The organism is Pseudobacter ginsenosidimutans (assembly GCF_007970185.1).
Classification (GTDB): domain Bacteria; phylum Bacteroidota; class Bacteroidia; order Chitinophagales; family Chitinophagaceae; genus Pseudobacter; species Pseudobacter ginsenosidimutans.
Genome location: NZ_CP042431.1, coordinates 5,307,406 through 5,323,966, shown reverse-complemented (window position 1 = coordinate 5,323,966; position 16,561 = coordinate 5,307,406). Strand labels below are relative to the sequence as shown.

Here is a 16,561-nt window from a genome sequence, read left to right as displayed (position 1 = left end):
TGCTATGTTTATTGTTCATCCTTGAAAATAACCGGTTCTTCTTTCTCCGGTATCACAATTTTGGAGCTCAGATTCGGCAATATTTGTTTCATCACGGAAATGTCTTTGCCTGCAGTATCCAGGAACCACCATGTTTTACCATTATCTTCTGAAACCGCAATCAATGTTGACTTCGTAACCATTCTTCCGTTTGGCATTTTCATTTCTATTTCCTGTGGAACCGTACATTGAAGTTCATTTTTTACTGGAATAACCGTAGACGGCTGACCAAAACTTACTTTCGTAAAACTTATACCTTCAGCTTCCATTTCATTGATACTTTTTTCCAGCACCTCAATCATTTTCTGCTTGCCTCCCATCATCTCAAGGATCGTAGGATGATTGTATCTGGCAAATGAATCGTATTCCTTTTTCACCAGGAGCTCTCCCATTTTTTCGGCTTGCTCTTTTATCGATTTTGAATGGTCTTTTATGGTTTGTTGGCTATTAACGGAGCTCAGGCAAAACAGAACGAAAATGATACTTAGTAAATTTTTCATTTATTGATTCGGGTTTTTGGATGGAATAAAACAAATATACTTATTGCCGGAACACACTCAGTTCCGGGCGAGTTTAATAACAATGGACTCCAGTTGCTTTTCCAGTTCTTTCCGGTTGGCGAGGCTATTGGTGAGGATCACAAATCCGGAACGTAGTCCCGGCAGGCATTCCAGGGAGCTGCGTGAGCCGCCCGTTCCTCCCCCATGTTCAAATACCTGGTAGCCTTCCGGAGTTGTATGTATGAACCAGTTGAATCCCAACCCCTCCCGGATAGTGCCATAAGTTGTCTGGTGCGACAAGGCAATGGCCGGCAACTCATCATCATTATTGGCCTGGATGAAACGGATAAGATCGCTGGTAGTAGATCGCAGGGCCCCCATCGCAGGCAGCCGGGAAATATCCCAAAGCGGGCATGGCTCACGCTGATCATTATGCGGTAAAGCAATTACAGCATCCGGTGATCCTCTAAGATCGATCCGGGTTTCTTTCATCTGCAAAGGTTCTAGGATCTCTTCAGACAGCAGTTGAAACCATGGCTGCTCATAAACATCTTCCAGTATGGTGCCCAGCAAGGCTACGGCCATATTCGAATAAGATGAAACCCTGCCGGGGAAAGTATCCATTTTCATGGCGTGCAGGCCTTCGTATAACAAAGTACGGTCGTATCCTTTCAATGGGTTCAGTGAATCATATTCCGGACGCTCCCACATGTTGGGAAAGATCCTGGTGATGGTTGAGGTATGATTGGCAAGATCCTTCACAAGGATCGAAGCACCATTGTATTCAAGATTGGGGTAGTCACCTTCGAGATACTCACGGATATCATTCTCCGGATCTATCTTTTGATCCAGTACAGCCCCTGCCAACAAGATGCCGGTAAATGCTTTGGTGATAGAACCGATTTCGTAAAGAGTATTTTTACCCGGTAGTTTTTTATTGCCAGCCTTTGTTTCTCCGTAATTGTAAAAAGATGCTTTATTGTTAACGAGAACACCAATGGAGATCCCAACTGCCCGTTTGTCTTGTAAATACTGCCGCACACTCTGATCAATAGCTGAATCCAGGGCTGTACGCAATGGGTTATCACCTGTAAATTGTAGAGTTGACTTCTTCACTTCCTGCCCATAGCAAATGGAAAAGCTTAGGAGGAAGCCACAGATGAGAAATCCAATTAGTTTCTTCTTTATAACAGGCATGGTTTATTTCAGTTCCTTTTTCTCAAGGTAATGCTTAATTATTACTTGTCATACTCCCGCTAATTTCTGAGCCAAAGGCCATAGCTTCATTGCATTTGCTTAAAAAAACCTAATATTGGGACTGGTACCAACCTACCCTACATGTCTTTGCAGCTTGACCCCGAATATGAAAAAGAATTGATCGTCCGCCTGTCCCGGGGTGACCAGGCTGCATTCCACGCCATCTACAAATACTACAGTCCGCGCGTTTATGGTAAATTGCTGAAAGTGCTGAAGTCGAAAGAACTGGCAGCGGACATACTTCAGGAACTTTTTGCCATCATCTGGCAGAAAAGAGCGGGCATCGATCCGGATAAATCGTTCAACGCTTACCTGTTCAGGATCTCCCATAACCTGGTGATTGACGTATTCAGGAAAGCCAAACGCGATCAGCAATTGATCGATCACCTGATACATGCCGGTCTGCAGGAGATGGAAAACACCGAGGATTGGTTGTTCCGGAAAGAGAATGAAGGATGGCTGCACAAAGCTATAGAACGACTGCCTGCCCAAAGGCAAATGGTCTTCAAACTTTGCAAGCTGGAGAACAAATCACATGAGGAAACAGCCCAATTACTGAACATCTCCCGTGCTACCGTAAACAATCACCTGGTAAAAGCGATCCAAAACCTTCGCGCATTTGCCGCCGAAAACCCGGATATGGCAGGCATTCTGCTGCTTTTCTGGCTCTTCGAATAATTTTTTTCCGGCAGAGTAGTTAACTTTTCTTCCACCAACGTATTCATATATATGGCCCTTCATCAAAAAGAACAGGAACTTCGTTCTCTCTTCAGCCAGTGGCTGCACAATAATGGCAACGAAACCATTATCAACAGGCTGTCTGAACTGGCGGAGGACTCTGAGTTGCAGGAAACCTGGCAATCCTTACTGTTTGAATTGCCGGACGAAATGCAGCCTGAACTGATAGAACAGCAACACGCGGCCATCTTTGATAAAGTATACCAGAACCTGATCGAAACAGAACCCGGACTGATGCCGGCTGCACCGGTAAGGCATATGCGCCCCTGGCGGAAATATGCAGTAGCAGCGGCGATACTGGTCCTCTTTGCAGCAGGAGGTTTTTATTTTTTCAATACCGGCAAGGATCACCCTGCTAATGAAAAGATAACAGAAACCAGTCCTGGCAGAGCTTCGCAGCAATCAGACAACAATAAGGCCATACTTACACTCGGTAGCGGACAGCAGATCATCCTGGATACTTCCGCCAATGGCAAGCTGGCGCAGCAAAGCGGCGCTGAAGTAATTAAATCGGAGAACGGACAGATAATTTATCAGTTGAACGATTCAATCACTGCCTCACAGCAGACGATCGATACCAATACAGTATCCACGCCAAGAGGCGGAGAATATACCATCACATTGCCTGATGGAAGTATTGCCTGGTTGAATGCCGCATCCAGCATCAGTTTTCCTACTGCCTTCAGGGGAAACGAAAGAACAGTAACTGTTCAGGGAGAAGTATACCTGCAGGTGGCAAAAAACAGTTCGCAGCCATTCAGGGTAAAAGTGAAAGATGCTTTGATCGATGTTGTGGGTACGGCCTTTAACGTGAATGCCTATGCGGAGGAGCCCATTTCAAGGATCACCCTGCTGGAAGGCAGCATCAGTTTGAAAAAGGGGAACGAACGAAAAATCATGAAACCCGGACAACAGGTCTGGTTCCGCGAAAACAGCAATACGCTCAACTTCTCAGAAAATATCGATACCGAACAGGTAGTCGCCTGGAAGAATGGAACTTTCGATTTCCGAGACCAGCCATTTGAATCTGTAATGAACCAGATTGCCCGCTGGTACGATATGAAAATAGTGTACGAAGATAAAATCCCGGATGTAAAAATTCTCGGCATCATGAGCCGGAATACCAATCTGAGCGATATGCTGAAAAGCTTTGAACTCACCACCGGGATCAAATTCAAAATAGAAAACAATATCAAGCCAGGAAGAATTATTATACAACGATAGCTATCTGTGTTACAATTTTCACTGCTTAGAATTTTCCATTAAACCTGCCTGTTTTTTTGCATCATCATGCAATACCCCGCACCTATTGGGTATTGACTACCTTATCTGCCTGATAGAACTTATCATTTTATTACTAAAACTACTGCCACTATGTATTTTGCTATCTGGCAAGAAAAGCAGCCCGGGAAACTGCTGTACCTGGCCATCTTCATTATTATTTCATTCATGAGCAATAAGGTCGATGCACAACAGGTGACCCTGACGGGTAAAAACCTGCCTTTCGTGAAAATCCTTAAAGATATCAGGGATCAAACAGGATTCTATTTTGTCTGTAAGGAAGAATGGGCCAAAGATATCGGGCGGATTACGCTCGATGTAAAAAATACGGCTGTTGATGAGGTAATCCGCATCTGCCTGAACGATAAGCCATACTCCTACACTATTTCAAACAAGATGATCACCATCTTTCCTTTCTCACAACAGATCAGCATTACGGGAAAGGTAGTGGACAATAACCAGCAAGCGATGCAGGGAGTGAGCATAACTGTCAAAGGAACACAAACAGGAACGTCTACAGACCAGAACGGAGAATTCACAATTCGTGATATTGGGGAGAAAGCCATACTGGTATTCAGCTATGTGGGCTTCGAACAGTTAGTGGAAAATGTGAACAGCCGCAGCCGGATCATAGTAAAGATGGTACCGGGAAACAAGCAACTGGATGATGCAGTGGTGTACAATGGCTATCAAAAGATCAAGCAGAAATACCTGACAGGCTCTGTTACCTCTTTGAAAATGGATTCAATCATTCAACCGGGTTTGAATACAGTAGACAAAATGCTGGAGGGGCGTGTACCCGGCATCATGTTCATGCAAAACTCCGGACAGGCTGGAGCCGCTCCCAAGCTGCGCATCCGGGGAACCAATACTTACCTCGGTTCGAGAGAGCCACTTTGGGTAGTGGATGGGATCATTCGCACCAACCCCTTCCCCATTCCAGCAGAAAGGATCAATGATCCGGATTTCGTAAACCTGCTGGGCAATGCTATCTCAGGATTAAATCCTTACGACATTGAACAGGTAGATGTATTGAAAGATGCCACGGCCGCTGCGCTATATGGCGTAAGAGCAGCCAATGGCGTGATCGTGATCACTACCAAGAGAGGAAAACCCGGGCCTCCTACTGTTACCTACAATGTAACAGGAACCTATACCCGAAGGCCCAGATATACTGACAGATCCGTTTACATGATGGATTCCCGCGAGCGAATAGACGTTTCACGGGAGATGATAGAAAAACAATTGACGTTGCGTGGAGGCGCTTTGGAAGCCTATGAAAAGGATATTGTTGACTACTATGCAGGCAGGATCGATTATGAGACATTCAAAAAAAGAGTGGACAGGGCTGAATCCATGAATACAGACTGGATGGGCCATACGATGCGCGATGTGTTCGCCACCAATCACTCGTTGAGTGTTTCAGGAGGGACCAGCACTGTCTCCTATCGCGCTTCTGTTGGCTACCAAAATGAATCGGGCGTGATTAAGAAAGAAAGCAACGCCCGGTATACCGGTATGCTGAATATGCAGATGAACTACCGAAAATTCAAAGTCGATTTTAATATTCAACTAAACAAAGAGAAAAGAAGGTATACGCCTTCAGAGGTAGGTCTGCTCAATTATGTGTATGGCACCAGTCGTGCTATCCCATTGTACAATCAAGATGGATCTCGCTATTTCTATTCAACCATCAACTCCAGGGTTGTTTCACTCTTCGGGGATTTCAAAACGATGAACATCCTCAATGAGATGGACCATACCATGCAAAGGGTTGAAAGTAATGAATACAACGCCAGTATCGACCTCAGTTATGAGATCGCCAAAGGCTTTCAGTTTCAAACCAGGCTTGCGTATACAGGCGGTAATTCCAGTCAGGATATGTGGTTTGAAGAAAATACAGAATGGGCCTCCCAGCTCAGGCAATATGCATACGATCCCATCCTGAATATAATCCAACCAGTCAGTGATCCGATGCCTTTCGGAGGAGAGCTTCGCGGGCAGCAGGTCAGGAGACAGAACTATATCATCAATGGCCGTCTCAATTTCAGCAGGTTCCTCGATCAGCAAAACAAACACCAGCTTACTGTAGAAGTGGCTGCTGACCTGCAATCCAATCGGGTCAATTCAACTGAATTAACAAGCAGGGGATATTATCCAGGCAGAGGGCATAGCTTCGCACTGGTAGATGTATCGAAATACCAAACATATGGTGCCTGGCTGTCGGCCAATAGCTTTCCCACCATCACAGAAGGTATACAAAATTCAGTCCGGCCTTATCTGACATCCACCTGGATCTTTAATGACCGCTATGTGATCTCTGCCACTGCCAGCCAGGAATTCTCCAATTCATTTGGTACAAGGAGCAATGAAAAATTCCTTCCCACCTGGGCTTTGTCTGGCAGATGGAATATGCAGGAAGACCTGCTGCGTAGTGTATCATGGGTAGACAGGGCGGCATTGCTTTTATCTTTGGGCACACGCGGGAATATGCTGGCCGGTCAAACACCTTATATGACCATCCGGAAAGGGAGTCTTAATACTTTCTATAATTCTTTTTCCTCCACTACTGTATCCTATCCCAACCCTGACCTGGCCTGGGAAAAAACGCAGGATTACAATGGCTCGCTTGAATTCACCTTATTGAAAGGCAGGATCAATGGCTCACTGGCTTACTTCTATAGCAAAACAACCAATGCATTCCTTACAAAGCAGGTGTCTGCTGTGAACGGAGCTCCGGGTAATACTTATGTGGTGAATGGAGGAACATTGGAAAACCAGGGCGTGGAACTGAGCCTGAACTTCAAGTTCATCGACAATATGGGCGCCGGTAACAAAAGGTTCATGTGGCGCTTTGATCCGCAGCTGGGACAGGTATTCAACAAGCTGATCAATGACAACCTGAACAGCCGCAATGTAATGGTGGATGCCGCTACGCTCACCTACCAGAACTACCTGGATGGTAAAGTGCCTGTCAATGGAAAAGCTGTCAACACTTTCTATTCTTACCGATTTAAAGGACTCGATCCCCAATATGGTTTTCCGGTTTTCTATGGTGTTGAACCTGAAAATAAAGACGAGCTGGTGGCGCAATATAATAAGCTGACGAAAGACCAGGTTTTCAATATGGTAATGGTGGAATCCGGAAGAAGAGAGCCAGTATTGCAGGGCGGTATCAATAATTCCTTCGTATATGGGAACTGGACACTTAATGTCTCCTTCACCTATAGTGTAGGTAACAAGATCCGGTTGCTGCAGATGGCTTCAGGGAATTACGGCACTTTCAGACCCAGTTCACAACAAAACCTTCGCAAAGAATTTACCAATAGATGGCGCTATCCGGGAGACGAAAAATTCACCAATATCCCGGCTATTCAGGGAGCTTCGCATTCCATACAGGACGACCAGTTTTTCTGGTGGAAAAGCTACAGCCTGCTTACCAACTTTGCTCAGGACTACTACCAGATGTACGATTTCTCAGACTTGCGGGTGGTAAAAGGCGATTATCTCAAACTCCAGTATGTATCACTGAGCTACCGGCTCTCCAATGAACTCTGCAGAAAATTGAATTGTAAGGGAGCTATCGTAAATGTCAGTGGCAGCAACCTATATACATTTGCCAATAAAGCATTGCGTGGTCAGGATCCTTCCCAGTCTGGTTCTGCCTCTAATATCAACCTTTCCATCAGGCCGGTTTATGCACTCAACCTCAATATCAGTTTCTAAATCCACTATTATGCCATCACATATAAAAAGAACATGGATCCTTTTGCTTTGCATATTGTTTGCAGGTGTTTCTTCCTGCAAAAAATTCCTGGCCACATATTCACAGAACGACAGTTTTGTTGAATCGGCAGCCGATCTGGATGAATTGCTGGTAGGAGAGGTATATACAGATTATCAACTATTCTACACTCCTGAAATGCTGCACCTGATGGATGATGATATTGCGGCTGTTATACCCGAGGGCAACAATAGCAATACTGTACTTCAGGGAACAGGATTTCATTACTGGCAGGCGCAACCACGCATCACCACGGATGGAAAAATCGTCACAAACGATATCTTTTTCAACAGTCTGTTTAGCAAGATTGCCCACATCAATTCCATACTTCATATTGTACCATCGTTGCAGGAAAAAGGTGAACCTGCCGCTACTTTGAAAAGAATATCCGGAGAAGCCCTATTCCTGAGAGCATTCTATTATTTCATGCTGGTGAATACTTACGGGAAGCCCTATACACCCGCTACCGCCTCCACTGATTTTGGCGTTCCGCTGAAAACAGATCCTGCTATCAAAGACCAGTTTGTTGCCCGCAATACTACCAGGCAGGTATATGATCAGGTCATTGCAGATCTGCTGGAGGCAGAGAAAGCGCTGGCAGGCGCCAATGCGTCTTCTACCATCCGTGTTAACCAGGCAGCCGCGCAGGCATTTCTCAGCAGGGTTTATCTCTACATGGAAAATTATGAGAAGGCTGTTTATTATGCGGACCAGGTGATCAATACCAGTACTTACCACTTAAAGGACCTGAATACATACAACACAGGTGACAATTTTCTCAATAATAAGGATGAAGAAGTAATCTTCACGATGAGAACAAACTATATAATATCAGTGATCATGGCATTGGACTATGATATCCCTCCGACAATTGCCTACAAGGCATCTGAAGACCTTATTCTGGGCTATTCCCCGGCAGATCTGCGGCTCCAGGTTTTCTTTCAGAGGAACAGCAGAGGAGAAATGAGAGTAACAAAAAGAAGAACGCAAGGCGGCCCTTCCACAGACGATGTAGGTGATATTTTTCTGCTTCGTTTGTCTGAAACTTACCTGAACAAAGCAGAAGCATTAGCGGCACTCGATCGTTCCGAAGAAGCCCGCAACACTTTACAGGAATTCAGGAAAACGCGCTTCAAACCGTCAGAGCTTCCTCCGGTAAATGCAACAGGCGAAGCGCTCGTTAATACCATCCGGGATGAGCGCAGGCTCGAGCTTTGCTTTGAAGCACACCGCTGGTTTGATCTTCGCCGTTACGGAGTAAACAGCAAATATCCATTCAGCAAATCCATTACCCATCGTTCCGTAGTATTCGGAGGAAACGGATACATAGATAACGGCTATTATGAACTGGGGCCTTATGAACAGGATGCAGCAGCCTATGTTGTGCCCATCGCCAATGATGAGATCGAATTCAACAATGGGCTGCTGACCAATGAGCCAAGACCCGCCCGTCCGCTGAAACAATGACCGGCGCTATTATTCATCCCAATTGCACTGTAACATGAAACTATACAATCGTCAGAAACCTGCAACATTGATACTTAGCTGCTGTCTGCTAACCAGCTTGCTGTTCATTGTTAGTTGCCGCAAAGAAAAAGCCCCTGAACCCAGCAACCTCGACAAAAACTATTTTGTTATCGAAGACAATCCCAGTGATCCCGTAGATCATTCGATCTATACATTCTATAAAAGCACCGGTATTGCCACTTTCTATACTGATTCCATTTACAAAAAGCGGGTCAGCAGGGAGGGGGAGATTCCGGAACGCTTTGCCTATATTAAGCTGACTTTAAATTATACTCCTTTGGGTAACCCGGATGTTTACTCAGAGCTACTTTCATCGAGGGCTAATATCCAGTCCCTGCTGCATTTGCTGGAAACTGACATAATCCCTAAACTTCCATCCGCTGCCATCATCCCCAGCATCCTGTTAATCGATTCTTTTTCGGACCATACCTATAAAAACGTTCAGATCCCGCATGGGCTTACGTCCATTTGTGGATTCAATACTGTTGGTATTACTGTGGCGGAGGTGGAAATGATGAACAATGAAGAAAGAAAAATGTATGCAGCATCCATCCTAGCCGGAATTGCAGTAACAAAGATCAACGAGCTCTATGCCGGTCAGTTGCAAAAGGAATTCTTCAGCATATCGAGAGCGGCAACCAGCGCTACCTTACCGGTTGATATCTATTCAAACTATCCATGGTTTCTGCTGTTGACTCCCGGTATGGAGCCCGCGCCACTGGATATCGGATTTCTGTTCTATCCAACTACTGTTTTCTTACCGGGAGACTACCCTAATCAGCCCCGTGAAGTGGATGATCTCAGGGCTTTTCTCACAGCAGCTTTTTACTATACTACCGCGGAATTTACTGACCTGCACCAGCAGGAAACACTTGTTCTGCAAAAGTTCAATATTATCAGACGCTTTGTCAAAGATGCCGGGTTCAGCATTCCGGAATAAAAGAACACTCATGAGCAGCATCACCTGTTATCCATCTGTACCTTTTCCGTCAGCCGATCATCCACAAAGTGATCGTCCCCTGCAACTATTTCGTTCACAGTTTACAAAGATCGTTCAGGACTGGACGCCGCACCTGCATTACAGGGCCTGGCAGATCACCAAAAACCAACATGTAGCGGAAGATATTGTTCAGGAAGCATTTCTTGCCTTATGGCAGCAAACAGCAAAGACCATCCCGGATAACCCCGTAGGCTGGCTGATCAGGGTAGTGACCAATCTATCAGCCAGGCATATTCGAAATATGAACATCCAGGTTCGCATACATGAATTGTTAAGTGATGAAAAGAAAACATCCGTCACTGAAACAGAAGATCATTTGATCGTGAAGGAGAAATATGCCCTGCTCAAAAATATCTTCAACCAGCTCCCTGAGCAGCAAAAGATCGTACTGCACCTCAGTAAGGAAAAAGGATGGAGGCGCGCAGAGATCGCTGCCTCTTTACAACTATCGCCGAATACGGTGAAACTACATTTACATCGCGCCGTTCGATTTTTGAAAGACAATCTTGCCTGCATTTCCTTGTTTGTACTGCTTTTTATTTGTAACAATATTTTTTTCAAAAGAAGTAGTACGAAAGCAGAACTTATGGAACTCTTTATAAAGAAGGATCTGAGTAGCGCTATTGCTGAATCTGTTCAAATTATGCCACTATTAAAAACGATCACACAGGCAACTACCCATTCATGTAAACAGTAAAACAAGGCAGCCTCAGGCAGCCTGACAACAAACCCGGTTGATGCAGTATACTGTACCGGCCAGGCCATCCTATGCCCTAATCAAATATTAATAAACACTCAATGTATGATCTTAAAAACAGAAAACCTCTCTCATCGTTATAGCAGCAGCTGGGCCATCCGTGATATCAATATCGAGATTGCGGAGCATGGCATCATTGGTTTACTGGGCTCCAATGGCGCCGGCAAATCAACTACCATGAATATCATTTGTGGTACGCTCAACCAGACGGAAGGCAATGTTTATATAAATGGGATCGATACCCGAAAAGATCCGGAAGCAGCCAAGAGAGAGATCGGCTTCCTGCCACAAACACCGCCTTTGTATACCGACCTCACTATCGATGAATACCTTACTTACTGCGCCACTCTTAGACTGATAGAGAAACATAAAATAAAACCTGCTGTAGAGGAAGTCAAAGAGCGTTGTGGTATAGCGCATTTCAGTTCCAGGCTGATCAAAAATCTATCAGGAGGCTATCGCCAGCGGGTAGGTATCGCCCAGTCCATTATCCATAAACCAAAACTGGTGGTGATGGATGAACCAACCAATGGACTCGACCCGAATCAACTGATCGAAGCCCGCAAACTGATCCGGGAAATTTCCCAGGAACATACAGTGCTGTTGTCCTCGCATATCTTATCAGAGATCAACCTGCTCTGCCGGGAGATCATCATGGTAGAAAGCGGCAGGATCGTGTTTTCAGATACCATGGAGGCGTTCAATAATTATTCAAAGGCCAGCACCGTTCTCGTTACCCTGGAGAATCCTCCTTCGAAAGAAGACCTGCTGCAGGTGAAGGGCATAAGCTCCGTTGAGTTCCTAACGCCTACGCAGGTGCGCATTTACTACGATGGCGATGCGGACATCAGGGAAAGGCTGGTAACCGCCAGTGTACAGTATGGATGGCGGTTAAGTGAAATAGGATTTGATAAAGGTCTTCTCGATGATGTATTTAAACAGTTATCCGCTCAGTCTGCATAATCATTTATTAAAAAAATATCCATGCGCATTATATTTCAAATAGCCAAGAATGAGCTCCGGAACCTGTTCTATTCACCCATAGCCTGGTTTGTTACTGTTGTGATGATGGTGATGTGTGCCTTTTATTTTACAGAGACTACTTCCTTCACGGCAAAAGTTTTTCACCTGAACTATAAAAACAATCCGGACGCATCGCTTTCTTTTTTCGATTCTATGACCCATGGCCTCTACCTGAATATATCACATGGTTTCATCATCACCATACTGCCGCACCTCTTTCTGTTTGTGCCACTCTTGACCATGGGGGTCATCGGCCGTGAGTTCAACAATGGCACCATCAGGCTATTGTATTCTTCCCCCGTGAAGCTTCGTACCCTTGTACTGGGAAAATTTCTGGGGATGGCTATTTATAACCTCCTGTTGGTATCGGTAGTGGGTATTTTTATGGTAGCCGGATTTGCCGGCATTCAATCACTGGATGTTCCACCCTTGCTATGTGCCAGTCTGGGACTCTACCTGTTTTTTACCGCACTGACCGCCATCGGCATCTTTATGTCTTCCCTGACCACTTACCAGGTAGTGTCGGCTATATCCACCTTTATTGTACTGTTCATTTTGAGTAATATCGGCAGCTTATGGCAGCAATACGATTTTGTAAGGGACCTGACCCTTTTTCTTTCCCTGAGGGGAAGATTGGAAAAGATGATCCTGGGATTGCTCACATCCAAAGATGTGTTATACTACCTAATCATCATGGCCATGTTCATAGGATTTACCTTGTTGAAATTAAAGGCCGGGCAGGAAACCAAACCCTGGTATCTGAAAATGAGCAGATACATGGCCATTGTTGTTGGTGCGCTTGTAATTGGTTATATCAGTGCAAGACCAGTGTTTACAGGTTATCTTGACACTACAGCTACCAAAACAAATACGCTTCATCCGAGAACACAGCAATTATTAAAAAGGTTAAACGAAGCGCCACTGGAAGTAACATTGTATACCAACATATTTGCAAGTAACGCAAGCTTTGGCTTTCCGAGAGAACGCAACAATTATATTACTCAATTATGGGAGGGGTACCAGCGATTCAAGACTGATATCGATTTCAAATATGAATATTATTATGCACTAACCAAAAACCAGGAAACTATTTTTGATGTGTACCCCGGGAAAAGCCTGCAACAAATTGTGGGGGTGATTTCGAAAATGAACAGGGTAGATTCAGCGATGTTCAAGCCATACGAAAAGATAAGTAAGGAGATCGATCTTGCACTCGAGGATTACCAGGTAGTGATGCAGTTGAAATACAAGGGGCGAAGTACATTAGTAAGATTTTATAATGATTCAAGGACGCTGCCTGATCAGCAAAATATGAATGCAGCTTTCAGCAGATTGCTGGAGGATCCAATTCCCAACCTGTATTTTGTTACGGGAGCATTAGAACGCAATATCCATAAAAAAGGAGAAAGGGAATACTTTACACATGTGCTGGACAAGAGTAATCGTTACGCGCTGATCAATACAGGTTTTGATGCCGATAGTCTTAATCTCTCTACGCAGCCGATACCGGATTCAACTTCCCTGCTGGTAATGGCGGATCCAAAAATGGATTTGACGCCAACGGTATTGAACAAGCTACAAACCCATATCAATACCGGAGGTAACATGCTGGTGCTGGGCGAACCCGGCAAGCAGTATGTGTTGAATCCGCTTTTGTCTCAAACGGGCGTTCAGTTCAGTAATGGCCAGCTGGTGCAACCCAGCAGGGACGAAACACCGGATAAAATAACCAACTATTACACATTTGATGCCTTTGATCTGGCAGAGCATACCGAATTGGTAAAGCGAAAATATATCTGGAAACACGGCAGCAGGAAAGACAGTTTAAGAAATGGTTTTGAGGGAGCAACAGGAATACCCTGGTCTGACAGTAGCAGCTTTACCGTTAAACCCCTGTATATGACCAGCCCGGGAAGAGCATGGCTGAAAGCAGGCAAGCTGGTGATAGATTCCATTACGCCGGTTTTCAATCCGCAAGAGGGCGATATCAAGTCAAACTCTTTCGCTACTGCAATAGCTTTATCAAGACAACACAATAACAAAGAACAGCGCATCATCATCGCCGGCGACGCGGATTTCCTCAGTAATTTTCGGCAAATGAACAATCTTATTGATCCTCTTTATAGCTGGCTTTCCTACAACCGATTTCCAGTGTATACTCCCTACCCACGGGCTCCGGACACTGTCTTCCTGCTGAGCCCGACTGCTGCAGATGTTCAAAAAATGCTATTGCTGTGGATTTTACCTGCAGTAGTGCTGGTAACAGGTACTGTTATTTTAATCAGAAGAAAAAGAAAATAAATAAATCGTTGCCATGAAGGTTATATTCAGTATAGCAAAGAACGAGTTCCGATACTTGTTTTACTCACCTATTGCCTGGTTTTTCCTCATCGTCTTCCTGGTGCAGTGTGCCGCTCTTTTTAGCGGCACGGTATATAATTTCGCCATTGTCCAGGAAGTCTCAATCAACAATTCGTCGTCATTCGGTGGATTTTCCACCGCTCTTACCAAAGAAATTTTTCATACCAAACCGTTTTTCCATAATATCATCAGCAACCTGTACCTGTTTATTCCTATCCTTACCATGGGTTTGATCAGCCGGGAAGTGAATAATGGCACCACTGCCCTGCTTTTCTCTTCCCCAATCAATTTACGAAGAGTGATCCTTGGTAAATATATTGGTATCATGCTGTACAACCTGTTGTTGCTGCTGATCGTTGCCATTTTTCTTGTAGCCGGTATTGTAGAGATCAAACACGCAGATTATGGGATGTTGTTGTCAGCAGGGCTGGGCTTTTACCTGTTGATCTGTACCTATTCAGCCATAGGTATGTTCATGAGTTGTTTAAGCGCTTACCAGATCGTATCTGCCCTCGCTACTTTCGTGGCGATATTCATACTGACTCATATTGGAAGTTTATGGCAACGGTACGATTTTGTACGCGACCTTACTTACTTTCTCTCGCTGCAAAACCGGACAGAGAAAATGACCAACGGATTGATTGTTACAAAAGATGTGATCTATTTTGTAGTGGTTACATTCCTGTTTATCGCTTTCTCATTCATCAGGCTGCAAAACAACAGGGAATCCAAATCCTCCTTTCTCAAAATGAGCAGGTATCTTGCGGTGTTCGTAGTGGTAGTATGTATTGGTTATGTTAGTTCCCGACCTGCTTTGACTGGTTATTGGGATACTACTGCCGGGCAAATCCACACCATTCATCCGAAAACACAGGCCACCTTAGGAGAGTTCAGTAAGGACAGTACACTCGAAGTTACACTCTACACTAATTTATTGGGAGGTGGTCTCGGAGAAGGCCTGCCCGAAGCGCGTAATTCCCTGTATCTGGATGGTCTCTGGGAGCGTTACCTCCGTTTCAAACCGGATATCCGATTTAAATACGAGTATTATTATGACAATGATCCGGCAAAAGACGATAGTTCATTGTACAGGGCATTCCCGGGTAAGCCGTTGCCTGAGATAGCATCAGAGGTAGCAATGGTGATCGACGCCAACCTGGATATGTTTAAAGCACCTGATGAGATACGTCAGGTGATTGACCTCAAGCCCGAAGAGTACCGCCTGGTGATGCAACTGAAGTACAAAGGGCGCACTGCTTTCGTACGCACTTTCGATGATCCGCGTTTCTGGCCGGACGAAACAAACATGATAGCAGCGTTTAACCGTTTGTTAGGTACTGATATGCCGCAGGTAGGATTTGTAACTGGCGGATTGGAACGAAGTACTATTAAAACCGGAGAACGTGAGTATGCCCTTCATTCTGCGTATAAAGGCTCCCGCGGGTCCCTGCTGAATATCGGTTATGATGTAGACACCATCAACCTTTCTTCGCAGGATATTCCAAATGATCTGACTGCGCTGGTTTTAGCCGACCCCAAAATGGACCTGCCCCCAATAGCGATGGAAAAATTAAAGGACCATATCAACAAGGGAGGCAATCTGATGGTAAGCAGTGAACCAGGAAAACAATATGTTGTTAACCCCTTATTGTCGCATCTCGGCGTTCAGTTGATGCATGGACAAATACTGGAACCCACCCTCAACGAAACACCTGACAAAGTACTTCCCTTATTGACAAAGGCCTGCCGTGGCCTTTCGGAAGCAATGGCCGCATCGAGAAATCTAAAAAGCGGTGATACCATTAAGATCCTGATGCCTGGCGTCACAGGTATTACTGTTACCGGTGAAAAAGGATTCAGGGCAGATTCACTGGCTGTTACGCTGGCTGATAAAACCTGGCTGAAAGCCGGCCCTGTTGTGATCGACTCCATTCTGCCTCCCTTCAATCCCATGGAAGGCGATATCAGCGGGCAATCGTTTAAACTCCTGCAAAAATTGACGCGCACCGTTAATGGCAAAGAACAACGGGTGATGATTGCCGGGGACGCAGATTATGCCAACAACCTGCGAATCAGCATGCTTCCCGCCAATTCAGGTATGCTGATGTCATCCTATAGCTGGTTGGTGTATGATCAGTTCCCTGTTTATATGCCAAGACCGCAGCCAAAAGATCTCTTCCTGACCATCGGTGAAAGAACCGCCTACTATCAAAAAATTGCATTAGTGTGGGTTTTACCTGCCCTTATATTCATTGGTGGCACCGTACTCCTGATCCGCCGGAAAAGAAAATAAT

The 16,561-nt window shown here is 45.0% G+C and carries 11 protein-coding genes; 9 read left to right on the top strand and 2 right to left on the bottom strand.

What is annotated here, in order from left to right; all coding sequences use genetic code 11:
• Positions 1 to 8: 8 nt before the first annotated feature.
• On the bottom strand, positions 9 to 539 hold the full coding sequence (locus tag FSB84_RS20895) for a hypothetical protein (RefSeq protein ID WP_130539820.1): 531 nt from the start codon (positions 537 to 539) through the stop codon (positions 9 to 11).
• Positions 540 to 596: 57 nt separating this feature from the next.
• Positions 597 to 1,736: a serine hydrolase domain-containing protein gene (locus tag FSB84_RS20890; protein ID WP_130539819.1), complete on the bottom strand. Its 1,140-nt coding sequence runs from the start codon at positions 1,734 to 1,736 to the stop codon at positions 597 to 599.
• A 141-nt stretch (positions 1,737 to 1,877) separates the two neighbouring features.
• On the opposite strand from FSB84_RS20890, the gene FSB84_RS20885 reads away from it, so the two are divergent.
• The 9 genes from FSB84_RS20885 to FSB84_RS20850 all read left to right on the top strand — a co-directional run bounded on the left by FSB84_RS20885 (position 1,878) and on the right by FSB84_RS20850 (position 16,560).
• Complete coding sequence (locus tag FSB84_RS20885) at positions 1,878 to 2,474, top strand: RNA polymerase sigma factor (RefSeq protein WP_130539818.1); 597 nt, start codon at positions 1,878 to 1,880, stop codon at positions 2,472 to 2,474.
• Positions 2,475 to 2,525: 51 nt separating this feature from the next.
• On the top strand, positions 2,526 to 3,758 hold the full coding sequence (locus FSB84_RS20880) for a FecR family protein (RefSeq protein ID WP_130539817.1): 1,233 nt from the start codon (positions 2,526 to 2,528) through the stop codon (positions 3,756 to 3,758).
• A gap of 150 nt (positions 3,759 to 3,908) precedes the next feature.
• Entirely contained in the window at positions 3,909 to 7,541 is a 3,633-nt protein-coding gene (locus tag FSB84_RS20875) for a SusC/RagA family TonB-linked outer membrane protein (RefSeq protein WP_130539816.1), read from the top strand.
• A 10-nt stretch (positions 7,542 to 7,551) separates the two neighbouring features.
• Positions 7,552 to 9,066 (top strand): RagB/SusD family nutrient uptake outer membrane protein, encoded by a 1,515-nt coding sequence (locus FSB84_RS20870; RefSeq protein WP_158644040.1) that lies wholly within the window; start codon positions 7,552 to 7,554, stop codon positions 9,064 to 9,066.
• 34 nt (positions 9,067 to 9,100) lie between these two features.
• Positions 9,101 to 10,066 (top strand): hypothetical protein, encoded by a 966-nt coding sequence (locus tag FSB84_RS30705; protein WP_158644039.1) that lies wholly within the window; start codon positions 9,101 to 9,103, stop codon positions 10,064 to 10,066.
• 10 nt (positions 10,067 to 10,076) lie between these two features.
• Positions 10,077 to 10,823, top strand: coding sequence for an RNA polymerase sigma factor (locus FSB84_RS20865; RefSeq protein WP_158644038.1), 747 nt, complete (start codon positions 10,077 to 10,079; stop codon positions 10,821 to 10,823).
• 105 nt (positions 10,824 to 10,928) lie between these two features.
• Positions 10,929 to 11,846 (top strand): ABC transporter ATP-binding protein, encoded by a 918-nt coding sequence (locus FSB84_RS20860; RefSeq protein ID WP_130539813.1) that lies wholly within the window; start codon positions 10,929 to 10,931, stop codon positions 11,844 to 11,846.
• Between the two features lie 21 nt (positions 11,847 to 11,867).
• Positions 11,868 to 14,207, top strand: a complete 2,340-nt coding sequence (locus FSB84_RS20855) for an ABC transporter permease subunit (RefSeq protein WP_130539812.1) — start codon at positions 11,868 to 11,870, stop codon at positions 14,205 to 14,207.
• A 13-nt stretch (positions 14,208 to 14,220) separates the two neighbouring features.
• On the top strand, positions 14,221 to 16,560 hold the full coding sequence (locus FSB84_RS20850) for a Gldg family protein (RefSeq protein ID WP_130539811.1): 2,340 nt from the start codon (positions 14,221 to 14,223) through the stop codon (positions 16,558 to 16,560).
• Position 16,561 lies beyond the last annotated feature (1 nt).

Coding starts and splice junctions, on each gene's coding strand:
- FSB84_RS20885 (WP_130539818.1), top strand. CDS start 1,878: ATGTCTTTGCAGCTTGACCCCGAATATGAAAAAGAATTGATCGTCCGC.
- FSB84_RS20875 (WP_130539816.1), top strand. CDS start 3,909: ATGTATTTTGCTATCTGGCAAGAAAAGCAGCCCGGGAAACTGCTGTAC.
- FSB84_RS20865 (WP_158644038.1), top strand. CDS start 10,077: ATGAGCAGCATCACCTGTTATCCATCTGTACCTTTTCCGTCAGCCGAT.
- FSB84_RS20895 (WP_130539820.1), bottom strand. CDS start 539: ATGAAAAATTTACTAAGTATCATTTTCGTTCTGTTTTGCCTGAGCTCC.
- FSB84_RS20890 (WP_130539819.1), bottom strand. CDS start 1,736: ATGCCTGTTATAAAGAAGAAACTAATTGGATTTCTCATCTGTGGCTTC.
- FSB84_RS30705 (WP_158644039.1), top strand. CDS start 9,101: ATGAAACTATACAATCGTCAGAAACCTGCAACATTGATACTTAGCTGC.
- FSB84_RS20855 (WP_130539812.1), top strand. CDS start 11,868: ATGCGCATTATATTTCAAATAGCCAAGAATGAGCTCCGGAACCTGTTC.
- FSB84_RS20880 (WP_130539817.1), top strand. CDS start 2,526: ATGGCCCTTCATCAAAAAGAACAGGAACTTCGTTCTCTCTTCAGCCAG.
- FSB84_RS20860 (WP_130539813.1), top strand. CDS start 10,929: ATGATCTTAAAAACAGAAAACCTCTCTCATCGTTATAGCAGCAGCTGG.
- FSB84_RS20870 (WP_158644040.1), top strand. CDS start 7,552: ATGCCATCACATATAAAAAGAACATGGATCCTTTTGCTTTGCATATTG.
- FSB84_RS20850 (WP_130539811.1), top strand. CDS start 14,221: ATGAAGGTTATATTCAGTATAGCAAAGAACGAGTTCCGATACTTGTTT.